Source organism: Streptomyces spinoverrucosus, assembly GCF_015712165.1.
Lineage (GTDB): Bacteria > Actinomycetota > Actinomycetes > Streptomycetales > Streptomycetaceae > Streptomyces > Streptomyces spinoverrucosus_A.
The window spans coordinates 2,745,306-2,767,784 of record NZ_JADPZX010000001.1 but is presented as its reverse complement, the minus strand read 5'-3'; the positions used below and the strand labels follow the sequence as shown (position 1 = coordinate 2,767,784).

Here is a 22,479-nt window from a genome sequence, read left to right as displayed (position 1 = left end):
GCGACCAGTGTGCCTCAGCGGTGGCAGTAAATCGAGGGTCTACGACAGTCCTGCCACTGTCGGTAAGGAGTATCCGGCGCGACAGTGGTGTCCATGAACGGAAACCAGATCGAAGCACTCATCGGAATGCTGGCCGTCGTCGCCCTCTTCGCGATCATGGTCCTCCCCGCTCTCTTCGGCATGGCGCACGACCGGCGCGTCGACCGGGAGATCAGGGAGGCCCAGGACCACCTCAGGGAGAAGGAGGATCAGAAGTCCTCGTCCAGGTCGACCGTGCCCTCCACGGCCACCTGGTACGCCGAGGGACGCCGCTCGAAGAAGTTGGTCAGCTCCTGAACCCCCTGGAGCTCCATGAAGGAGAAGGGGTTCTCGGAGCCGTACACCGGGGCGAAGCCGAGCCGCGTCAGGCGCTGGTCGGCGACGCACTCCAGGTACTGCCGCATCGACTCGGTGTTCATGCCCGGGAGGCCGTCACCGCACAGGTCGCGCGCGAACTGCAGCTCGGCCTCGACGGCCTCCTTGAGCATGTCGGTGACCTGCTGCTGGAGCTGGTCGTCGAAGAGGTCCGGCTCCTCCTTGCGGACGGTGTCGACCACGTCGAACGCGAAGCTCATGTGCATGGTCTCGTCGCGGAACACCCAGTTGGTGCCGGTCGCGAGGCCGTGCAGCAGGCCCCGGCTGCGGAACCAGTAGACGTACGCGAAGGCGCCGTAGAAGAACAGGCCCTCGATGCACGCGGCGAAGCAGATGAGGTTGAGCAGGAAGCGACGGCGGTCGGCCTTGGTCTCCAGGCGCTCCAGCTTCTCGACCTCGTTGATCCACTTGAAGCAGAACTCGGCCTTCTCGCGGATGGACGGGATGTTCTCGACCGCCGCGAAGGCCGCCGCCCGGTCGTCCGGGTCGGGGAGATACGTGTCCAGCAGGGTCAGGTAGAACTGGACGTGGACGGCCTCCTCGAAGAGCTGACGGCTCAAGTAGAGCCGCGCCTCGGGGGAGTTGATGTGCTTGTACAGCGTCAGCACCAGGTTGTTCGCGACGATCGAGTCGCCGGTCGCGAAGAAGGCCACCAGGCGGCCGATGAGGTGCTGCTCGGCGGGGCTGAGCTTGGCGAGGTCGGCGACGTCCGAGTGGAGGTCGACCTCCTCGACGGTCCAGGTGTTCTTGATGGCGTCCCGGTAGCGCTCGTAGAAGTCCGGGTAGCGCATGGGGCGGAGAGTCAGCTCGAAGCCGGGGTCGAGCAGGTTCTGGTTGCTGGGCATTACTGGCAGGCCTCGCAGGACTCGGGGTTTTCCAGGGAGCAGGCGACCGCGTCTTCGGGTGCCGACTGCTGTACGGGGATGGTGGCTCGGGCCGCGCGGGCGATCCGGGTCGCCGGGCGCGAGCGCAGGTAGTACGTCGTCTTCAGGCCGGACTTCCAGGCGTACGCGTACATCGAGGAGAGCTTGCCGATGGTCGGCGTCTCCAGGAAGAGGTTCAGCGACTGGGCCTGGTCGAGGAACGGGGTGCGTGCGGCCGCCATGTCGATCAGCCCGCGCTGCGGGATCTCCCACGCCGTGCGGTAGAGCGCACGTACGTCCTCGGGGATCCAGGCGAAGTCCTGCACCGAGCCGTTCGCCTCGCGCAGCGCCTCACGGGTGCGGGCGTCCCAGACGCCGAGGGCCTTCAGCTCCTGCACCAGGTAGGAGTTGACCTGGAGGAACTCGCCGGACAGGGTCTCGCGCTTGAACAGGTTCGACACCTGCGGCTCGATGCACTCGTAGACACCGGCGATCGAGGCGATGGTCGCGGTGGGCGCGATGGCCAGCAGCAGGGAGTTGCGCATGCCGACGGAGGCGATCCGCTCGCGCAGGGCGGCCCAGCGCTCCGGCCACGCCGGCTCGACGTCGAAGTGGTCGGGGTGCAGCACGCCCCGGGCGGTACGGGTCTTGTCCCACGCGGGCAGCGGCCCGTTGCGCTCGGCGAGGTCGGCGGACGCCTCGTACGCGGCGAGCATGATGCGCTCGGCGATCCGGGTGGACAGGGCCTTCGCCTGGGGCGAGTCGAAGGGCAGCCGCAGCTTGAAGAAGACGTCCTGCAGGCCCATCGCGCCGAGGCCGACGGGACGCCACCGGGCGTTGGAGCGGCCCGCCTGCTCGGTCGGGTAGAAGTTGATGTCGACCACGCGGTCGAGGAAGGTGACGGCGGTGCGGACGGTGGCGTCCAGCCGCTCCCAGTCGATGTCTTGAGTCGCCGTGTCGACAAAGGCGCCCAGGTTCACCGACCCCAGGTTGCAGACGGCCGTCTCCCCGTCGCTGGTGACCTCCAGGATCTCCGTGCAGAGGTTCGAGGAGTGCACGACGTGGCCCGGCTCGGCGGTCTGGTTGGCGGTCCGGTTGGCGGCGTCCTTGAAGGTCATCCAGCCGTTGCCGGTCTGCGCGAGGGTGCGCATCATCCGGCCGTACAGCTCGCGGGCGGGCAGCGTCTTCTTCGCCAGGCCCCGCGCCTCGGCCTCGCGGTAGGCGGCGTCGAACTCCTCGCCCCACAGGTCGACCAGCTCGGGCACGTCCGACGGCGAGAACAGCGACCACTGCGCGTCCGCGTTCACCCGGCGCATGAACTCGTCCGGGATCCAGTGCGCGAGGTTGAGGTTGTGCGTACGGCGGGCGTCCTCGCCGGTGTTGTCGCGCAGCTCCAGGAACTCCTCGATGTCGGAGTGCCAGGTCTCCAGGTAGACCGCGGCCGCGCCCTTGCGCCGGCCGCCCTGGTTCACGGCGGCGACGGAGGCGTCGAGGGTCTTCAGGAACGGGACGATGCCGTTGGAGTGGCCGTTGGTGCCGCGGATCAGGGAGCCGCGGGAACGGATCCGGGAGTACGAAAGCCCGATGCCGCCGGCGTGCTTGGAGAGCCGGGCCACCTGGTGGTAGCGCTCGTAGAGGGAGTCCAGCTCGTCCTTGGGGGAGTCCAGGAGGTAGCAGGACGACATCTGGGGGTGCCGGGTGCCGGAGTTGAACAGGGTGGGGGAGGAGGGGAGGTAGTCGAGGCGGCTCATGAGCCCGTAGAGCGCGGCGACTTCGTCCACCGACCGGGGGGTGTCGTCCTCGGCGAGGCCGGCGGCGACGCGCAGCATGAAGTGCTGGGGCGTCTCGATGACCCTGCGGGTGATCGGGTGCCGGAGCAGGTAGCGGCTGTGCAGGGTGCGCAGGCCGAAGTAGCCGAAGCGGTCGTCGGCGTTCGGGTCGATCAGGGCGTTCAGGCGGTCGGCGTGCCGGTGTACGAAGTCGGCCGTGCGGTCGGCGATGAGACCCTCCCGGTGCCCCACGGCGACGGACTCGGTGAAGGACGTGACGCCCTGGGAGGCGGCCTCGGCGGCGATGGAGATGGTCAGCAGCCGGGCGGCCAGCCGGGAGTAGGCGGGGTCCTCGGAGATGAGGCCGGCGGCGGCCTCCGTGGCCAGCTCGCGCAGCTCCGCCTCGTCCGCCCGGGCGGAGCGGCCGCGCAGCGCGGCGGCGGCGACCCGGCCGGGGTCGGCGTCGGGGAGGTCGGCGGTCAGCTCGGTCAGGGTCCGCAGCAACGCGGTTCCGGGACCGTCGGTTTCCACTTCCACCGGAGTCGCTTTGGCCGGTTCGGCTGGCGCGATGGTCATGTGGGGCTCTCCCTCGCTCGGCACAGGGGCCTTGCGGAGGGCAGGGGGCAGCACACGAGCGCACGCGGCGTCGCGTCCACCGGCCCATTCCACGAGGCCCGGACGTCGGGCACCCGGACCGGACGGGCCGGGTGCGCTGTCGGCAGGTCCTCGGACTGACTCCTGTGCACGGCGTCTGTGGGAACAGACATGCACAAGTACACCGTTGCGGGACAGTTCCGGATTCGCACCGGATTCCCCTGCGGCGACAGCGAGCATGAGCATACATCTAGTGCCGGGTGCGGAAGGCACCCCCATATGTTGTGTCGCCGATGACTTCAGAGCGTCAACTGGTAGGTGAGAAGCGTGATGTCGTCGAGGTGGGGGATGGGGTTCCAGTCGCGGTCGGGTGTGCGGGTGAAGCCGAGGCGTTCGTAGATGCGGTGGGCTGTGTGCATGGTGCGCTGGGTGGAGAGGACGATGCCGGTGCAGCCGTCGGCGGTGCGTGCGCGGTCGATGCAGGCGCGTACGAGGGCCTCGCCGACGCCTCGGCCGCGGGCCTCCGGCGCTACGGCCAACATGCGGATCTCGGCCTCTCCGAGGCCCGCTATGTCGGCCATGGGGCCGCCGGAGGGGACGAAGGTCACGCCGCCCAGGACGCGTTCGTGCTCGACGGCTACCAGTACCTCTGCGGCGGCCGCCCGCTTCGCTACGTTGTTGAGTTCCCCGAGGTATTCGTCGCTCTCCCCGAAGTCCAGTAGGCCGTCCTGGAGATAGGCCTGGGCCGTGATGTCGCCGAGGGCGTCGTATTCGGTGGGGATGGCGGGGCGGATGACGATGTCCATGGGGGGAGTGTGTACGACAGCGGGCCGCCGTATGGCTCGATGCCGGCGGCCCGCTGCGGGTTGTGGTGGGTTCTCGCGCCCACGCGGCGGAGCCGCATATCGATACAGCCCCGCGCCCCTGAGGGCGTTGTTCTCGCGCTTCTTAGTGGCTTGCCCCAGCCGTTGCCGGGGGAAGCTCCACCTGGACTCCCGGGTCTCCGGCGTCCGCGGTGTAGTCCTCGGGCTTCGTCTCATCGATGCCCTCGGGGGCCTTCGCCGCCCTCAGGACGAAGGTGAGGACCACCGTCACCACCAGGTTGAGGACGAACGCGGTGAGGCCGATGTAGCCGATCTCGCCGATGCCGGGGATCTCCGCCGACGAGCCGCCGAAGTGCTTCTGGGTCGGGGAGGCGACGCCGTACGCCGCGACCGTGCCGTAGATCATGCCGACCGCCCAGCCGGCCAGCAGGGCCCAGCGGTGGAACCAGCGGGTGAACAGGCCGCCGACCAGGGCGGGCATGGTCTGCAGGATCCAGATGCCGCCCAGCAGCTGGAAGTTGATCGCGACCGTCTTGTCCATGCCGAGGACGAAGACGAGGGCGCCGACCTTCACCAGCAGGGACACCATCTTGGAGACCTTGGTCTCCTGTGCGGGCGTGGCGTCCGGCTTCAGGAAGTCCTTGTAGATGTTGCGGGTGAAGAGGTTCGCGGCCGCGATCGACATGATGGCCGCCGGGACCAGCGCGCCGATGCCGATCGCCGCGAACGCGACGCCCGTGAACCAGTCCGGGAACATGTTCTCGAACAGCTGCGGGATCGCCAGCTGGCCGTTCTCCACCTTGATACCGGCCGCGATCGCCATGAAGCCGAGCAGGCCCAGCATGCCCAGCATCAGCGAGTACAGCGGCAGGATCGTGGAGTTGCGGCGGATCACGTCCCGGCTGCGGCTGGAGAGGACCGCCGTCACGCTGTGCGGGTACATGAACAGCGCGAGCGCCGAGCCCAGCGCCAGCGTGGCGTAGGTCCACTGCGAGGCCGCGTTCGGTATGAGTCCGCCCGCACCGGCTGCCTCGTACTTGTCGCTCGCCGCGCTGAAGATGTCGTCGAAGCCGCCCAGCTTGATCGGGATGTAGATGATCGCGACGGCGATGACGATGTAGATCAGCGCGTCCTTCACGAACGCGATCAGGGCCGGTGCCCGCAGACCCGACGAGTAGGTGTACGCGGCCAGCACGCCGAAGGCGATCAGCAGCGGCAGGTCCTTGATGAACCAGTTGGTGTCCTCGCCACCGCCGATGCCCATCACGTCCAGCACGGCCTGGATGCCGACCAGCTGGAGCGCGATGTACGGCATCGTCGCGAGGATGCCGGTGACGGCCACCGCGAGGGAGAGGCCCTTCGAGCCGAAGCGGCCCCGGACGAAGTCCGAGGTGGTGACGTATCCGTGCTTGTGCGAGACGGACCACAGGCGGGGCAGGAAGACGAACATCATCGGGTAGATGAGGATCGTGTACGGCACCGCGAAGAAGCCGGCCGCGCCCGCGGCGTAGATCGCCGCCGGTACGGCGACGAAGGTGTACGCCGTGTAGAGGTCGCCGCCGAGCAGGAACCAGGTGATCCAGGTGCCGAACGACCGGCCGCCCAGGCCCCATTCGTCGAGGCTGTGCTCGTTCTCGGCCTTGCGCCAGCGCGCGGCCAGGAAGCCCATCACCGTGACGGCGACGAAGAAGAGGATGAATACGGCGAGTGCGACGCCGTTCACGCCGTCCTTCATGCTCCGGCACCCCCCTGAGCCTTGCGGGCGCGCTGGTCACGCTGCCACAGCTGGTACGCGATCATGGTGAGCGCCGTGGAGATCACGACCCAGGCCATCTGGTACCAGTAGAAGAACGGAATGCCGATGAAAGTGGGCTCCGTCTTCGCGTACGAGCTCACCCAGAGCATGGACACGAACGGTGCTATCAGGCAGAGGGCGATGATGACGCGCACAGGCGTCACCACCGGCCCTCTGTTCACATCTGGGGCATCTGACATCGGACGGCTCCGTCCCCTCGCTGATCACCTGGTGTAACGCGCAGGCAATCTAGGTCACGGTGTACCGCCACCGGAAGCCCTTGTTCACATACCGGTACCTCAGCAGCAGCGGAAGCCCTGCCGGGGGTCCCTTTCCTGCCGGTCTGTCCGCATCCGCTCGAACTCCCGCCGGGACGGTACCTCCGCCTCCGGGTGGTCCTTGCGGAGATGCGCGACATAGCGGCCGTAAGCCGACTCGTCGGTCAGCTCACGGACGTACCAGCGCACCCCGCTAGTCACCCGGCGCAGCAGTGCTGACGGTCGCACGGCGCTCCTCCTTCTCCTCCCGCGTGGCGAACAGGCCGGCCGGTGCCACCAGCTTCGACTCGACGTACGGCGCCTCGCTGCTCGTGGTGAGCGCGGGCCGGCGCAGGTGCCGGACGCAGATCCGGGCCGCGTCCACGATCACGACGACGATCAGCAGGGCGAGGACGGCGGTCAGGACGCCGTCCACCGTGGAGTTGGTGACGACGGTGTGCATGTCCTCCATGGACTTGGCCGGCGCCAGGACCTCGCCCCGGTCGATGGCGTCCTGGAACACCTGGCGCTGCTTGAAGAAGCCGACCTTGGGGTCGCTGGAGAAGACCTTCTGCCAGCTCGCGGTCAGGGTCACGACCGCGTCCCAGACGAGCGGGACTCCGGTGATCCAGGCCCACTTGAGACGGCCGGACTTGATCAGGAGCGTGGTGCACACCGCCAGTGCCACGGCGGCCAGCAGCTGGTTGGAGATGCCGAAGACCGGGAACAGCTGGTTGATGCCGCCGAGGGGCTCGTGGACGCCGACCCAGAGGAAGTAGCCCCACATACCGCAGACGATCGCGCTGGTGATGATCAGGCCGGGCTTCCAGCTGACGTTCTTGAAGGGCTTGTAGACGTTGCCGAGGGTGTCCTGGAGCATGAACCGGCCCACGCGCGTGCCGGCGTCCAGCGCGGTCAGGATGAACAGCGCCTCGAACATGATCGCGAAGTGGTACCAGAACGCCTTGAGGCCGTCGCCCGTGACAGTGGAGAAGATCTCCGAGACGCCTACCGCGAGCGTGGGCGCGCCGCCGGTGCGGGACAGCAACGTCGACTCCTCGACGCTCGCGGCCGCGGCGGCGAGGTCCGCCGGGGAGATCTGGTAGCCCCAGCCGCTCACCACCTGCGAGGCGTTCTCCACGGTCGTGCCGATGACACCGGCGGGCGCGTTCATCGCGAAGTACAGGCCGGGGTCGATGATGCTGGCCGCGATCAGCGCCATCACCGCGACGGACGACTCCATCAGCATGGAGCCGTAGCCGATCATCCGGACCTGCGTCTCCTTCTGGATCATCTTCGGTGTCGTGCCGGACGAGATGAGCGAGTGGAAGCCGGACAGGGCACCGCAGGCGATGGTGATGAAGACGAAGGGGAAGAGCGAGCCCGCGAAGACCGGGCCGTCGCCGCGCGAGGCGAAGTCGGTGACCGCGTCCATCCTCAGCGTCGGCAGCGTGATGACGACACCGAGGGCGAGCAGCAGGATGGTGCCGATCTTCATGAAGGTGGAGAGGTAGTCGCGGGGCGCGAGCAGCATCCACACCGGCAGGATCGACGCGATGAAGCCGTACGCCACCAGCCAGATGACCAGCGTCGACGGGGCGAGGGTGAAGGCCTCGGCCCAGGACGACTCGGCGACCCAGCGGCCCGCGATCAGCGCGAGCAGCAGCAGGCCGACGCCGATGAACGACACCTCGGCGACCCGGCCCGGCCTCAGAACGCGCAGGTAGAAGCCCATCAGCAGGGCGATCGGGACGGTCATCGCGATGGAGAAGGTGCCCCAGGGGGACTCCGCGAGGGCGTTGACGATGACCAGGGCCAGCACGCCGAGCAGGATGATCATGATGGCGAACGCGGCGAGCAGCGCGGCGGCGCCGCCGAACGGGCCGATCTCCTCCCGGGCCATCTGGCCGAGCGAGCGGCCGTCCCGGCGGGTCGAGAAGAACAGCACCACCATGTCCTGCACGGCGCCCGCGAAGATCACGCCGGCGATGATCCAGATAGTGCCGGGCAGATAGCCCATCTGGGCGGCGAGCACGGGGCCGACCAGCGGTCCTGCGCCGGCGATCGCCGCGAAGTGGTGGCCGAGCAGGACACGGCGGTCGGTGGGGTGGAAGTCGATGCCGTTGTTCAGGCGCTCGGCCGGGGTGGCGCGGGTCTTGTCGGCCTTGAGGACCTTGTACGCGATGAACTTGGCGTAGAAGCGATAGGCGATCGCGTACGAGCCGAGGGCGGCCGCGACCATCCAGGCGGCCGAGACCTCCTCCCCGCGCGACAGCGCGAGCACGACCCAGCCGGCGGCGCCGACGAGGGCGACGAGGGTCCAGATGACGATGGTTCGGGCGTTCGCTGTGCGCACGGGTCGTCCTCCCGTCGTATGCGATGAGGGGACGACGGTAAGACGGGTGATGTGACCCGCGCTACACCACGGGTGCGGTTACGTCTCGGGCGCTACAGCGCGACGGATCAGGCCTCCGGCCGCTTCGGCCGTGCCACGCGGCATTGTCCCGGGGGGGGCAACCCCCGGACCCCCGGCCGGGCCTGCTCTGTCCCGCGCCTTATGCCTCCGGCCGCTTCAGCCGTGCCACGCTGCATTGTCCCGGGGGGCAACCCCCGGACCCCCGGCCGGGCCTGCTCTGTCCCGCGCCTTACGCCTCCGGCCGCTTCAGCCGTGCCACGCTGCATTGTCCCGGGGGGCAACCCCCGGACCCCCGGCCGGGCCTGCTCTGTCCCGCGCCTTATGCCTCCGGCCGCTTCAGCCGTGCCACGAACTTGTAGCGATCGCCTCGATAGACCGAGCGCACCCACTCCACCGGCTTGCCGTCCCGGTCCAGGGAGTGGCGGGACAGCATCAGCATGGGCAGGCCGACGTCGGTGCCGAGGAGGCCGGCCTCCCTGGGGGTGGCCAGCGAGGTCTCGATCGTCTCCTCGGCCTCCGCGAGGTGGACGTCGTACACCTCGGCGAGGGCGGTGTAGAGGGACGTGTACTTGACGAGGCTGCGGCGCAGGGCCGGGAAACGCTTGGCGCTCAGGTGGGTGGTCTCGATGGCCATCGGCTCGCCGTTGGCCATGCGCAGCCGCTCGATGCGCAGGACGCGGCCGCCGGGGGTGATGTCGAGCAGCTCGGCGAGCCGGTCGTCGGCGGTGATGTAGCCGATGTCCAGCAGCTGCGAGGTGGGTTCGAGGCCCTGGGCGCGCATGTCCTCGGTGTACGAGGTGAGTTGCAGCGCCTGCGAGACCTTCGGCTTGGCGACGAACGTGCCCTTGCCCTGGATCCGCTCCAGCCGCCCCTCGACCACCAGCTCCTGAAGGGCCTGGCGAACGGTCGTGCGTGAGGTGTCGAACTCCGCGGCCAGCGTGCGCTCGGGCGGGACCGGGGTGCCGGGCGGCAGGGTCTCCGTCATGTCGAGCAGATGCTTCTTCAGGCGGTAGTACTTGGGCACGCGCGCGGTACGAACGGCCGTCCCGTTGTCGTTCTCCGCACTGCTGACCTCAGTGCTCATGCTCCGCCTTCCCGGCTCACGTACCGACAGACCGACGTCCGTCGATCCCGGCTCACATCGTGGCACGGCCGCGTGCGAGAGGGTCCCCGCACGCTCCGTGATCCCCCCTGTATACCGTCGGCGCCGCGGATGGTCTAGTCCACGACGACCATGTGGTCTACCCGGAGTGGGTCGGTGGAGCCGCTGTTTTCGAGGGGTTCTTACTTAAAGGTTCCTGCATATGTAGGTCCCATAACGGCTGGTCGGGGCGTACTCGAGACCCTTGACACGCCCTATGGTCTGGGCCAAGCTCCCCGTACTGGTCTACACCATTGGTCCAGGTCCCGGCCCCAGGGCGGTACGCAGTCACCGCGGGGACGAGGGGGGTTTGTGGCATCCCTGAGGAGGGTGGCGTGAAGCGCAAGCTGATATCCGCGATCGGTGTCGCGGCGATGATGGTCTCCATTGCGGCGTGCGGGGGCGACAACGGCGACGGTGGCGACGAGGGCAAGGCCGGGGCGGACGGCTACGCGGGCCAGACGCTCACCGTGTGGGTGATGGACGGCTCCTCGCCGGACCAGTGGCAGAAGGACGTCACCGCCGCCTTCGAGAAGAAGACCAAGGCGAAGGTCAAGTTCGAGATCCAGCAGTGGAACGGCATCCAGCAGAAGCTGACCACCGCCCTGTCCGAGGAGAACCCGCCGGACGTCTTCGAGATCGGCAACACCCAGACCCCGGCCTACGCCAAGACCGGCGGCCTCGCCGACCTGGCCGACCTCAAGTCCGAGATCGGCGCCGACTGGACCGAGTCGCTGAACAACTCCTCGGTGTTCGAGGGCAAGCAGTACGCGGCGCCCTGGTACTTCGCCAACCGTGTCGTCATCTACAACAAGAAGGTCTGGGCCGACGCCGGCATCAACGAGACGCCCAAGACCCGCGACGAGTTCTACGACGCCCTGAAGACGATCGGCGAGAAGACCGACGCCGAGCCGATCTACCTGCCCGGCCAGAACTGGTACCACTTCGTCGGCCTGGTGGTCGGCGAGGGCGGCGAACTGGTCAAGAAGGACGGCGACAAGTACGTCTCCAACCTCGCCGACCCGAAGGTCGCCGCCGCCATGGAGACGTACAAGAAGTTCCAGGCCCTGTCCAAGGCGCCCAAGGACAAGGACGAGGCCACCCCGCAGCAGGGTGAGGTCTTCGGCAAGGGCAACGTCGGCGCGTTCATCGGCATGGGCTGGGAGGCCGGGATCGCGATCGAGGCCAACCCGAAGATCGAGAAGGAGATCGGCTACTTCACCATCCCGGGCGCCGCGGCCGACAAGCCCGAGGGTGTCTTCCTCGGCGGCTCCAACCTCGCGGTCGCCGCGGGCAGCCAGAAGCAGGAGCTGGCCAAGGAGTTCCTGAAGATCGCCCTCAGCGACGAGTACGAGGGGCAGCTGGCCAAGCTCAACGGCGTCATCCCGAACAAGGAGTCGCTGCAGAGCAACGTCAAGGGCAACCTGGCCGCCGAGGCCATGGCGCCGGCCGCCGCGGGCGGTGGCACCACGCCGCTGATCCCGGAGTGGGCCGCGGTCGAGAACGCGCCCAACCCGATCAAGACCTACATGACCGCCGTGCTGAACGGCAAGTCCCCGGCCGAGGCCGCCCAGCAGGTCGAGGACGAGTTCAACAAGCGGCTGTCGCAGGAGAGCTGAGCGCATCGGGGGTGGGAGCCGTCGCCCGGTTCCCACCCCCGTGCTTCACGTAGGTCGAGAGAGAGATCGCGAGCATGACCGTGCAGACCGAACGGCCGCCCTCCGGTTCGGTGGAGGTGCTCAAAACCGGCGCCTCGGGGTCCGGCGGGTCCGGGCCACGCGCCGCGGGACGCCTCGGGGCGGCCGTCCCGTACCTGTTGCTGCTGCCGGCCTGCGCGGCCACCGTGCTGCTGCTCGGCTGGCCGCTGCTGAAGGACGTACTGCTGTCCTTCCAGAACCTCAACATGGCGCAGCTGATCCAGCACGTCACCGAGTGGAACGGCGTCGACAACTACAAGAAGGTCCTCACCGGCGAGGACTTCTGGCGGGTCACCCTGCGCTCGATCCTGTTCACGGCGGTCAACGTCGCCCTGATCATGGTCCTGGGCACGCTGGTCGGCCTGCTCCTCGCCCGCCTCGGCCGGCGGATGCGGGTGACGCTGATGATCGGCCTGGTGCTGGCCTGGGCCATGCCCGTGGTCGCGGCGAGCACCGTCTACCAGTGGCTCTTCGCCCAGCGCTTCGGCGTCGTCAACTGGGTGCTGGACAAGCTCGGCTGGCACTCCATGGCCGACTACAGCTGGACCAGCAGCCAGATGTCGACGTTCTTCGTCGTCATCCTGCTCATCGTGTGGATGTCGATCCCGTTCGTCGCGCTCAACCTCTACGCGGCGACCACCACCATCCCGAACGAGCTGTACGAGGCCGCGGCCCTCGACGGAGCCGGCGCCTGGCGCAGCTTCACGACGGTCACCCTGCCGTTCCTGCGGCCGTTCCTCTACGCGACGACGTTCCTGGAGATCATCTGGGTCTTCAAGGCGTTCGTGCAGGTCTTCACCATCAACGGCGGCGGCCCGGACCGGCTCACCGAGATCCTGCCCGTCTACGCCTACGTCGAGGGCGTCGGCAACCAGCACTACGGCATGGGCGCCGCGATCGCCGTCCTGACCATCCTGATCCTGCTCGGGCTGACGGCCTACTACCTCAGGATCGTGCTCAAGCAAGAGGAGGACGAGCTGTGAAGCGCTCGCTCTTCGGCCGCCTGTGGCCGAACATCACGGCCGTCGTCCTGTTCGTCGGCTTCGTCTTCCCCGTGTACTGGATGTTCGCCACGGCCTTCAAACCGACCGGCGACATCATCTCGGAGAACCCGGTCTGGTTCCCGACCGACGTCACCCTCAAGCACTTCCGGACAGCGACCGACGCCGACCACTTCTGGACGTTCGTCACCAACTCGCTGACCGTCACCGTCCTCGCCGTCGTCTTCTCGCTGATCATCGCGCTGGCCGGCGCCTTCGCCCTGGCGCGGATGCGGTTCAAGGGGCGGCGCGGCTTCGTCGTCGGCTTCATGGTCGCCCAGATGGCGCCCTGGGAAGTCATGATCATCGCGATGTACATGATCGTGCGCGACGCCTCGATGCTGAACAGCCTCGTGCCGCTGACGGCCTTCTACATGATGATGATCCTGCCCTTCACCATCCTGACGCTGCGCGGCTTCGTCGCCGCCGTGCCGAGGGAGCTGGAGGAGGCCGCGATGGTCGACGGCTGCACCCGCGCCCAGGCCTTCCGCCGGGTCATCCTGCCGCTGCTCGCGCCCGGCCTGATGGCGACCTCGATGTTCGGCTTCATCACCGCCTGGAACGAGTTGCCCCTCGTCCTGGTACTGAACAAGGACATCGAGTCCCAGACGCTGCCACTGTGGCTGACCAGCTTCCAGAGCGTCTTCGGCAACGACTGGGGCGCGACCATGGCGGCGTCCTCGCTGTTCGCGATCCCGATCCTCATCCTCTTCGTCTTCCTGCAGCGCAGGGCCGTCAGTGGTCTGACCGCCGGCGCGGTGAAGGGATAACACCCTCGATGACCACATTCGCCAGCGGCACCGACACACTGACACGTGACGCGCTGACGGTCCTCCAGCCCGGCTTCACCGGCACCGCGGCCCCCGACTGGCTGCTGCGCCGCCTCGGCGAGGGCCTCGCCTCGGTCGGACTGTTCGGCCGCAACATCTCCTCGCCCGAGCAACTCACCGCCCTGACCGCCCAGTTGCGCGCGGAACGGGACGACGTGCTGGTCGCCATCGATGAGGAGGGCGGTGACGTCACACGCCTGGAGGTGCGCACGGGCTCTTCCTTCCCCGGCAACCACGCCCTCGGCGCGGTGGACGACGTCGAGCTCACGAGGGAGGTGGCCGCCGAACTGGGCCGCCGCCTCGCCGCGTGCGGGGTGAACTTCAACTGGGCCCCGTCGGCGGACGTGAACTCCAACCCGGGGAACCCGGTCATCGGCGTGCGGTCGTTCGGCGCCGACCCGGCGCTGGTCGCCCGGCACACCGCCGCCTACGTCACCGGCCTTCAGTCGGCCGGGGTGGCGGCCTGCGCCAAGCACTTCCCCGGCCACGGCGACACGAACGTCGACTCCCACCACGCCCTGCCCCGCATCGACGCCGACCCGACCGTGCTCGCGGACCGGGAACTGGCCCCGTTCCGCGCGGCGATAGCGGCGGGCACACGGGCGGTGATGAGCGCCCACATCCTCGTCCCCGCCCTCGACCCGGACCGCCCGGCGACGCTGTCGGGCAGGGTGCTCACGGAACTGCTGCGCGGCGAACTCGGCTACGACGGCCTGATCGTCACCGACGGCATGGAGATGCGGGCCATCGCGGGAACGTACGGCATCGAACGCGGCAGCGTCCTCGCCGTCGCGGCCGGCGCCGACGCGATCTGCGTGGGCGGCGGCCTGGCCGACGACGAGACCGTTCGGCGGCTGCGCGACGCCCTCATGGCGGCGGTGCGCGCCGGAGAACTCGCCGAGGAGCGGCTGGCGGACGCGGCGGAACGGGTCCGCCGGCTGGCGGCGTGGACGGCCTCGGCGAAGGCCGCCGGCCAGGGCGGTGCCGACAGCGAGGTGGGCCTGCGTGCGGCCCGGCGGGCCTTGCGGGTGACGCGGGGGGACACCTTCACCCCGCTCACCGAGGCGCCCTACGTCGCCGCCCTCACGCCGGTCGCCAACATCGCCGTCGGCGACGAGACCCCGTGGGGCGTCGCGGCGGAACTGGCGGTCCTCCTCCCCGGCACGGACTCCGGCACCTTCACGGCCGGGGACGCGGGCAGCGCCGCCGTGGCGGCGGCGGGGAAGCGCCGCATCGTGGCGGTCGTCCGCGACGAACACCGGCACCCGTGGATGGCGGCGGCCCTCGACACGCTGCTCCGGGCACGCCCGGACACGATCGTGGTCGAGATGGGCGTTCCGCAGGCGGCCCCCCGGGGCGCGCTGCACATCGCGACATTCGGGGCGGCCCGGGTGTGCGGGCGGGCGGCGGCGGAGGTCGTCGCCGGGGTGTGAGCTGGTGCGGCGCGGGCCCTCCTTTGGACGTCCCCTCCCAGGGATTGGACGCTCCCTCCCAGGGAGAGGAGGATCGGAAGGGAGACCGCACCGAGGGCTGTGCCCGGAGGTGATGCCGCGATGACACCCCCCACTCAACACTCACCCCTCTCCACCGGGGCACTCGGCACAAGACCGGCACCGCGGCCGGTGGGCGCCGCAGACGTGGGAGTACTCCTTCTGCGGCTGGCGGTGGGCCTGATCCTGGCGGGTCACGGCGCGCAGAAGCTGTTCGGCATGTTCGGCGGACCGGGCCTGGACGCCACGGGGAAGGCATTCGCCCAGCAGGGGTACGAGCCGGGCGTCTTCTTCGCCGGCCTGGCGGGAGCCTCCGAGGTCCTCGGTGGCCTGGGCCTGGCCGTCGGGCTGCTCACCCCGCTCGCCGCGGCCGCCACGGTCGGGGTGATGATCAACGCCATGGCGGTGGCGCCCGAGTACAGCCTGTGGCCTGCCGGGCCCCCGTCGTTCGCGCATCCCTTGCTGTTCGCCGTCGGCGCGCTCGCCATCGCCGCCGTGGGCCCCGGCCGCCTCTCGCTCGACGCCTTCTTCCCGTGGCGGGACGGCGGGTGGATCCCGTTCCTCGTCGCACTGGGCCTGGGCGTACTCGGAGGTGTACTCGTCGTCCTCTTCGCCCTGTGAGGCACAACCGGCGCCCGACCGACGCCGGTTCCGATTACGGACCGACGCCGGTTCCGGTTACGCACCGATGCCGGTTCCGGTTACGGTTACGGCAGACCGGTCCCGGCGACGAGGAATCGGTGCCGGTGAGGACCGGCCTGGCACGACGGACCGGTCCCGGTGATGACGAATCGGTGCTGGTGAGGACCTGGCCCGGCGACGACGGACCGGTCCCGGCGACGACAGACGGGTGCCGGCGACGACAGACCGTTCCCGCGACGACGAACCGGTCCCGGTGAAGACCGGCCCGGCAACGACGGACCGATCCCGGCAACGACGGACCGGTCCCGGTGATGACGAATCGGTGCTGGTGAGGACCTGGCCCGGCAACGACGGACCGATCCCGGCGACGACGAACCGGTCCCGGTGAAGACCCGGCCCGGCGCGACGGACACGTCCCGGACGTGACAGACCGGGTCTGATCACGGCCGGGCCCCACCAGCCCGACGATCACCATTCCACGTCGGCTAAATCCCCTGCCACTCCGGCTTGTTGGCGTACGTGTGCCGGAAGTAGTCCGCCAGCTTCAGCTCGGACGCGGCGGCCTCGTCGACCACCACGGTGGCGTGCGGATGCAACTGCAGCGCCGACGCCGGGCACACCGCCGCGACCGGCCCCTCCACCGTCGCCGCGACCGCGTCCGCCTTCCCCTCGCCCGTCGCCAGCAGCACCAGGTGCCGCGCCTCCAGGATCGTCCCGATGCCCTGCGTGATGACGTGGTGCGGGACCTGGTCGATGTCGCCGTCGAAGAACCGCGCGTTGTCGATGCGGGTCTGCTCGGTCAGCGTCTTGATCCGCGTGCGCGAGGCCAGCGACGAGCACGGCTCGTTGAACCCGATGTGCCCGTCCGTCCCGATCCCGAGCAACTGCAGATCCACGCCACCGGCCGCGGCCAACGCCCTGTCGTACGACTCGCACGCACCGGGGATGTCCCGGGCCGTACCGTCCGGCCCCATGAACGCGTCCATCCCTATCCCCAGCGGCTCCAGAACCTCCCGCCGCAGCACCGACCGGTACGACTCCGGATGCTCGGCCGGCAGCCCCACGTACTCGTCGAGCTGCGCTATCCGCGCCCGCGAGGCGTCCACGGCGCCGGCCCGCACCTTGGCCGCCAGCGCCTGGTAGATGGGCAGCGGCGTCGATCCGGTGGCCACGCCGAGCAGGGCGTCGGGCTTGGCCCGGAGCAACTGCGCCATGGCCTCGGCGATCAGCTCGCCGCCGGCCTTGGCGTCGGGAACGATGACAACTTCCACGCTGGGCCTGCCGATCAGAAGAGGGGACTCGAAGGGCACCCGGAAGGGGCATGTGGTTTAGACCAATCTAACAGAGGGGTGTGCCCGGACCCCAGGTGAAGACAAGCCGAAGGGTTCGTTCACGCGGAGGCGGGAGCCCGGGCGGGGGAGTGGAATGGTCCTGTCGGGAGACACGGCACCACAGCGCCACATCACCGCACCCCAGCACCCAGCAGCACATCAGCACAGCAGCGCAAGTGACTCAGCGAGCCAGCGACAGAGGGCCGAGACGCAGAGGAACCCACATGACCGCCACGACCCCGTACCCTCACGACCCCCACGCCCCCCACAGCGAGGTCCCCGGCCGGATCATGGCGCGGGAGATGGCCGAGCAGCCCGCGGTACTGCGCCGCATCCTGGAGAAGGGCGCCCCCGCCATCCGTCAGGTGGCCCAGGACATCGCCGCCCGCAAACCCCGCTTCGTCCTGCTGACCGCCCGCGGCACCTCTGACAACGCAGCTCTCTACGCCAAGTACCTCCTCGAAGTCCGCCTCGGCCTGCCCTGCGGCCTCACCTCCATGTCCACCACCACGGCCTATGGCGCCCGCCCCGACCTCACCGACGTCCTCGTCATCGCCGTCAGCCAGTCCGGCGGCTCCCCGGACCTGGTCGCCTCCACCCGGGCCGCCCGCGAGGCCGGCGCGATCACCCTGGCGGTGACCAACAACCGGGACTCGGCACTGGCCGGCGTCTCCGAGTACCACATCGACATCCTGGCCGGACCGGAGAAGGCGCTCCCCGCGACCAAGACCTACACGGCCTCCCTCCTCGCGCTGTACCTCTTCGTCGAGGGCCTGCGCGGCGGCGACGGCGCCCCGGCCAGGGTGCTGCCCGGTCTCGCCGAGCACCTGCTCGCCCGGCACGACGAGGTGCGCACCCTCGCCGCCCGCTACCGCTTCGCCGAACGCATGGTGATCACCTCACGCGGCTTCGGCTACCCCACGGCCAAGGAGGCCGCCCTGAAGCTGATGGAGACCAGCTACATCCCGGCCCTCTCCTACTCCGGCGCCGATCTGCTGCACGGCCCCCTGGCCATGGTCGACAACGTCTCCCCGGTCATCGCGGTCGTCACCGACGGCAAGGGCGGGGAGGCGCTCCAGCCTGTCCTCGACCGGCTGCGCGGCCGAGGCGCCGACCTGGTCGTCATCGGACCCCGGAGCCAGGTCGAACGCGCCTCCGCCGGTTTCGTCCTGCCCACCGAGGACGTCGCCGAGGAGGTCCAGCCCATCCTGGAGATCATCCCGCTCCAGCTCCTGGCCCACGAGGTCACCATCGCCCGCGGCCAGGACCCGGACGCACCCCGGGCGCTGGCGAAGGTGACGGAGACACGCTGAGGGAGCACACCGGGCGTGAGTGCACCCAAGGGAGCACACCGGGCGTGAGCGCACCCAAGGCACACCGGGACTGAGCGCACCCAAGGAAGCGCACCGGGCGTGAGCGCACCCAAGGCACACCGGGACTGAGCGCACCCAAGGAAGCGCACCGGGCGTGAGCGCACCCAAGCGGGCACACCTACGTCAGCGAACCCCCGGTCGCATCCACCCAACTCCCGGTCACCCACCGCCCCCCGTCCGAGGCCAGGAACGCCACCACATCCGCGACGTCGGCGCTCTCGCCCACCCGGCCGAGGGCCGATATCGCGGCGGCCTGTGCCCACCCGCCCTCGGTTCCGTACAACAGCCCGGCCGTGTTGTCGGTGTCGATGATCCCGGGCGCGACCGAGTTCACCGTGATGCCCCGAGGGCCGAGCACCTTGGACAGGTCCCGGGAGAAGACGTCCAGCGCGCCCTTCGTCATCGCGTACGCCATGTTGTCCGGCATCACCGCGGTCCGGGCGAGCCCCGACGAGACGTTGATGATCCGGCCGCCGTCCCGCAGTCGCGCCATGCCCTGGCGGACGATGAAGAAGGGCGCCTTCACGTTCACCGCGAAGACCTTGTCGTACTCCTGCTCGGCGATCACGTCGATCGGGCGGGTGTTGCCGATACCGGCGTTGTTCACCAGGATGTCCAGTCCGTCGGCGTGCCGGTCGAACTCCGCCCACAGTGCCTCGGCGTCCCCCGGCAGCCCCAGCTCCACGCCGATCGTGAACGCCGAGCCGCCCGCCGCCTCGATCGCGGCCACCGTCTCCTTTGCCGCCGCCTCGTTCCTTCCGTAGTGGACCGCGACCCGCGCGCCGTCCCGCCCCAGCCGCTCGGCGATTCCTCGCCCGATGCCCCTGCTCGCGCCCGTGACCAGTGCCGTCCTGCCCGTGAGCATGCCCATGCCGCCGCCCCCTTCGAATTTTTCTAGCGATCGCTACAGAAAAGACCGTACAACAACCCGCCGACATTTCTCTAGTGGCCGCTATAAAATGCCCTCCATGGTGAGCAGTCAGGGGACCGGGAACGTCGGGGAGAGCAAGACGAAGGGCAGGCCCCGCGGCCGCCCCCGCTCCTTCGATCGCGCGACCGCGCTGGAGAAGGCCCTGCTGGCCTTCTGGGAGCACGGCTACGAGGCCACGTCCGTCTCCGACCTCACCCGCGTCATGGACATCGGCGCCCCCAGCCTGTACGCGGCCTTCGGCGACAAGCGCTCCCTCTTCGAGGAGGTCGTCCAGGAGTACGGCACGAGGTACGGCTTCGTCGTCGACCGAGCCCTCACCGAGGAGCCCACCGCCCGGGCCGCCGTAGAGCGGACCCTGCGCGAAGTCGCCGTCCAGTACACGGAACCGGGGCATCCGCATGGCTGTCTCGTCATCCACGCCGCCGCCAACTGCGCCACCCCCGAGGTCGAACAGTCCCTGCGGGAGCGGCGCAACGCCAACATCGCCGCCTTTGAAACCCGCATAAAAGCGGACATTGCCACCGGCGAGCTACCCCCCGGCGCCGACGCCGCCGCCCTCGCCCGTCACACCGGCGCGATGATCCAGGGCATGTCCCAACAGGCGCGCGACGGCGCGAGTCGCGAGGAACTGGAGGCTCTCGCGGAAATTGCCATGGCCATCTGGCCCCGTACGTGAGCCAGGCGGGTTAGGCTGCGAAGCGCCAACAACACACAGGCTTCAACAACAATCCGCCCCAACGCATGGACACGGGTAGTGGTCTAGTCCACAATGCGTGGGAGCGCGACGTAGAAACGAAGAGCCTCCGTCTTCCCCGCACAGGAAGGCGGACCGAGGAACCGGTGCTCTCTGCCCTGACTGCTCCGGCTCCTCATCCTTCGGCCGACCGGGACCGCACACCCCACGGCCGATGCTGCTCCGGGCTGCGGTGCCGGGAGGGTTGAGGGTCCCTCCCAGGCGCCGCGGCCCGCGGGTGTTTCCGGCTCCGTCCAGATACTTTTAGGACCTGCACAAACCGCCGGGTACGCTCGCAGACGTGCCCTCCATGAACGAACTGGTCCGCCAGCACACCGCCCTCGACGACTCCGATCTCGAGTGGCTCCACCTGCTGGTCTCGGAGTGGCAGCTGCTCTCCGACCTCTCCTTCGCCGACCTGGTCCTGTGGGTCCCCACCCGCGACGGCACCCGCTATGTCTCGGTCGCCCAGATGCGGCCCAACACGGGCCCCACCTCCTACCAGGACGACATGGTCGGCCACCTCGTCCCGCGCGGCCGCCGCCCCATGCTGGACGCGGCGCTGGACGAGGGCCGGATCGTGCGCGAGGGCGACCCGGAGTGGCGCGAGGAGGTCCCCGTCCGCGTCGAGTCGATTCCGGTACGACGGGAGGGCCGCGTCCTCGGTGTCATCGCCCGCAACACCAACCTCCTCACCGTGCGCACCCCGAGCCGCCTGGAGCTGACGTATCTCCAGAGCGCCTCTGACCTGGCGCAGATGATCGCGGCCGGCGCCTTCCCCTTCGCGAACCAGCAGGTCGACATGGACGCCTCACCGCGCGTGGGCGACGGCCTGATCCGGCTCGACGCGGACGGCATCGTCCAGTACGCCTCCCCGAACGCGCTGTCCGCCTACCACCGCATGGGCCTCGCGGCCGACCTCGTGGGCCACCATCTCGGCCGTACGACCGCCGAACTCGCCCCGACCCGGGGCCCGGTGGACGAGGCGCTGGCCAAGGTGGCCAGCGGCTGGGCGCCGCGCGAGTTCGAGATCGAGGCCAACGACGGGGTCATCCAGTTCCGGGCCATTCCGCTCAAACCCAAGGGCACCCGCATCGGTTCCCTCGTCCTGCTCCGGGACGTCACCGAACTGCGCCGCCGCGAGCGGGAGTTGATCACCAAGGACGCCACCATCCGGGAGATCCACCACCGGGTGAAGAACAACCTCCAGACCGTGGCCGCGCTGCTCCGCCTCCAGGCCCGGCGCATCGAGTCCGAACGCGGCCGCGCGGCCCTCGAAGAGGCGGTACGCCGGGTCGGCTCGATCGCGATCGTGCACGAGACGCTCTCTCAGAACCTGGACGAGCGGGTGGAGTTCGACGAGATCGCCGACCGGGTGCTGGCGATGGTCGCCGAGATCTCCCCGGGCAAGGTCACCGGCCGGCGCAGCGGCCGCTTCGGCATCCTGGACGCCGAGGTCGCCACCCCGCTGTCGATGGTGCTCACCGAGGTGTTGCAGAACGCCCTGGAACACGGCTTCGGCGAAGGGGACACGGGCTCGGTCGAGGTGTCGGCCGTGCGGGGCGGTACGACGAAGGAGGCCCGCCTGCTGGTCACGGTGCAGGACGACGGGGTCGGCCTGCCCGAGGGCTTCGACCCGAGCACCTCCGGCAACCTCGGCCTGCAGATCGTACGGACGCTGGTGGAGGGCGAGTTGGGCGGCACGTTCGACATGGTCCCGGCACCGGAGCGCGGCACGCAGGTCATCCTGGACATCCCGGTACGCGCGCAGAAGTGACGTACCCGCACAGCGGCAGACGTGAAGGCCCCGCCCAAACGGCAGACGTGACGGCCCTGCAAAGCAGCAGAACCGACGTACCCGCACAGCAAAGAACCCCGGACCGTGGGAACGGTCCGGGGCCAGTGCGCATCGGGGTACTGCGCGCTGCGGCTCGGGGGCGGGAGATGCGTACTCGCTGTACGCGCCGCCAAGCTCAGGCTGTCAGCGGGGTGGGTATGTCAGGCGGAGGCCTGACGGGCCCGGTTGCGGGCGGCGCGGCGCTTCATGGCGCGGCGCTCGTCCTCGCTGAGACCACCCCAGACGCCGGAGTCCTGGCCGGACTCGAGCGCCCACTGCAGACACTGCTCGATCACCGGGCAGCGACGGCAGACGGCCTTGGCTTCCTCGATCTGCAGCAGCGCAGGACCGGTGTTGCCGATGGGGAAGAACAGCTCGGGGTCTTCCTCGCGGCAAACGGCGTTGTGACGCCAGTCCATGGCTGCTACCTCTCCTTGGTATTACGTGAAGATTGCTTGTGAATGTGAACGCTTTCACGAATCCCTCAACAACTGAAGGGCCG

At 69.3% G+C, this 22,479-nt stretch carries 20 protein-coding genes and 1 riboswitch; of the genes, 9 read left to right on the top strand and 11 right to left on the bottom strand.

Annotated features, from left to right (window positions below):
• Positions 1–93: 93 nt before the first annotated feature.
• On the top strand, positions 94–336 hold the full coding sequence (locus I2W78_RS12320; RefSeq protein ID WP_196459483.1) for a hypothetical protein: 243 nt from the start codon (positions 94–96) through the stop codon (positions 334–336).
• On the opposite strand, the gene I2W78_RS12315 is transcribed toward I2W78_RS12320, so the two are convergent.
• The 8 genes from I2W78_RS12315 to I2W78_RS12280 form a co-directional block, all read right to left on the bottom strand.
• Positions 249–1,259 (bottom strand): ribonucleotide-diphosphate reductase subunit beta, encoded by a 1,011-nt coding sequence (locus I2W78_RS12315; RefSeq protein ID WP_196459481.1) that lies wholly within the window; start codon positions 1,257–1,259, stop codon positions 249–251. The two genes, I2W78_RS12320 and I2W78_RS12315, sit on opposite strands and share 88 nt — an antisense overlap.
• Positions 1,259–3,622: a ribonucleoside-diphosphate reductase subunit alpha gene (locus I2W78_RS12310; protein WP_196459480.1), complete on the bottom strand. Its 2,364-nt coding sequence runs from the start codon at positions 3,620–3,622 to the stop codon at positions 1,259–1,261. Before I2W78_RS12310 ends, I2W78_RS12315 begins: the two co-directional genes overlap by 1 nt.
• Positions 3,623–3,746: 124 nt before the next feature.
• Positions 3,747–3,886, bottom strand: a riboswitch (cobalamin riboswitch).
• 53 nt (positions 3,887–3,939) lie between these two features.
• Positions 3,940–4,446: a GNAT family N-acetyltransferase gene (locus I2W78_RS12305; protein WP_196459478.1), complete on the bottom strand. Its 507-nt coding sequence runs from the start codon at positions 4,444–4,446 to the stop codon at positions 3,940–3,942.
• A 142-nt stretch (positions 4,447–4,588) separates the two neighbouring features.
• On the bottom strand, positions 4,589–6,199 hold the full coding sequence (mctP, locus tag I2W78_RS12300) for a monocarboxylate uptake permease MctP (protein ID WP_196459476.1): 1,611 nt from the start codon (positions 6,197–6,199) through the stop codon (positions 4,589–4,591).
• Positions 6,196–6,459, bottom strand: a complete 264-nt coding sequence (locus I2W78_RS12295) for a DUF3311 domain-containing protein (RefSeq protein WP_196459474.1) — start codon at positions 6,457–6,459, stop codon at positions 6,196–6,198. Before I2W78_RS12295 ends, mctP begins: the two co-directional genes overlap by 4 nt.
• 99 nt (positions 6,460–6,558) lie before the next feature.
• A complete protein-coding gene (locus I2W78_RS12290; RefSeq protein WP_307783675.1) occupies positions 6,559–6,765 on the bottom strand; it encodes a YbdD/YjiX family protein in 207 nt (68 codons plus the stop codon).
• Positions 6,731–8,872 carry a carbon starvation CstA family protein gene (locus I2W78_RS12285; RefSeq protein ID WP_196459472.1) on the bottom strand — a complete coding sequence of 714 codons (2,142 nt, stop codon included), beginning with the start codon at positions 8,870–8,872 and terminating at the stop codon, positions 6,731–6,733. Before I2W78_RS12285 ends, I2W78_RS12290 begins: the two co-directional genes overlap by 35 nt.
• Positions 8,873–9,251: 379 nt before the next feature.
• Complete coding sequence (locus I2W78_RS12280; RefSeq protein ID WP_196459470.1) at positions 9,252–10,016, bottom strand: GntR family transcriptional regulator; 765 nt, start codon at positions 10,014–10,016, stop codon at positions 9,252–9,254.
• A 392-nt stretch (positions 10,017–10,408) separates the two neighbouring features.
• Between I2W78_RS12280 and I2W78_RS12275 the strand changes: the two genes are divergently transcribed.
• The 5 genes from I2W78_RS12275 (at position 10,409) to I2W78_RS12255 (ending at position 15,751) form a co-directional block, all read left to right on the top strand.
• Positions 10,409–11,692, top strand: a complete 1,284-nt coding sequence (locus tag I2W78_RS12275) for an extracellular solute-binding protein (RefSeq protein ID WP_196459468.1) — start codon at positions 10,409–10,411, stop codon at positions 11,690–11,692.
• 74 nt (positions 11,693–11,766) lie between these two features.
• A complete protein-coding gene (locus I2W78_RS12270; protein ID WP_196459466.1) occupies positions 11,767–12,753 on the top strand; it encodes a carbohydrate ABC transporter permease in 987 nt (328 codons plus the stop codon).
• Complete coding sequence (locus tag I2W78_RS12265) at positions 12,750–13,580, top strand: carbohydrate ABC transporter permease (protein ID WP_196459464.1); 831 nt, start codon at positions 12,750–12,752, stop codon at positions 13,578–13,580. Before I2W78_RS12270 ends, I2W78_RS12265 begins: the two co-directional genes overlap by 4 nt.
• 8 nt (positions 13,581–13,588) lie before the next feature.
• A complete protein-coding gene (locus I2W78_RS12260) occupies positions 13,589–15,073 on the top strand; it encodes a glycoside hydrolase family 3 protein (protein WP_196459462.1) in 1,485 nt (494 codons plus the stop codon).
• A 120-nt stretch (positions 15,074–15,193) separates the two neighbouring features.
• A complete protein-coding gene (locus tag I2W78_RS12255) occupies positions 15,194–15,751 on the top strand; it encodes a DoxX family protein (RefSeq protein WP_196459460.1) in 558 nt (185 codons plus the stop codon).
• A gap of 506 nt (positions 15,752–16,257) precedes the next feature.
• On the opposite strand, the gene nagB is transcribed toward I2W78_RS12255, so the two are convergent.
• Complete coding sequence (nagB, locus tag I2W78_RS12250) at positions 16,258–17,043, bottom strand: glucosamine-6-phosphate deaminase (RefSeq protein ID WP_196459458.1); 786 nt, start codon at positions 17,041–17,043, stop codon at positions 16,258–16,260.
• Between the two features lie 284 nt (positions 17,044–17,327).
• Between nagB and I2W78_RS12245 the strand changes: the two genes are divergently transcribed.
• Positions 17,328–18,416 carry an SIS domain-containing protein gene (locus tag I2W78_RS12245; RefSeq protein ID WP_196459456.1) on the top strand — a complete coding sequence of 363 codons (1,089 nt, stop codon included), beginning with the start codon at positions 17,328–17,330 and terminating at the stop codon, positions 18,414–18,416.
• Between the two features lie 178 nt (positions 18,417–18,594).
• Here the strand turns inward: I2W78_RS12245 and I2W78_RS12240 are convergent, their stop codons facing one another.
• Positions 18,595–19,347 (bottom strand): SDR family oxidoreductase, encoded by a 753-nt coding sequence (locus tag I2W78_RS12240; protein WP_196459454.1) that lies wholly within the window; start codon positions 19,345–19,347, stop codon positions 18,595–18,597.
• Between the two features lie 88 nt (positions 19,348–19,435).
• Between I2W78_RS12240 and I2W78_RS12235 the strand changes: the two genes are divergently transcribed.
• Positions 19,436–20,083: a TetR/AcrR family transcriptional regulator gene (locus I2W78_RS12235; RefSeq protein ID WP_374222661.1), complete on the top strand. Its 648-nt coding sequence runs from the start codon at positions 19,436–19,438 to the stop codon at positions 20,081–20,083.
• 367 nt (positions 20,084–20,450) lie between these two features.
• Positions 20,451–21,917 (top strand): sensor histidine kinase, encoded by a 1,467-nt coding sequence (locus tag I2W78_RS12230; RefSeq protein ID WP_196464525.1) that lies wholly within the window; start codon positions 20,451–20,453, stop codon positions 21,915–21,917.
• A 221-nt stretch (positions 21,918–22,138) separates the two neighbouring features.
• Here I2W78_RS12230 and I2W78_RS12225 read toward each other — a convergent pair whose 3' ends face one another.
• On the bottom strand, positions 22,139–22,396 hold the full coding sequence (locus tag I2W78_RS12225) for a WhiB family transcriptional regulator (RefSeq protein ID WP_003992873.1): 258 nt from the start codon (positions 22,394–22,396) through the stop codon (positions 22,139–22,141).
• Positions 22,397–22,479: the final 83 nt, after the last annotated feature.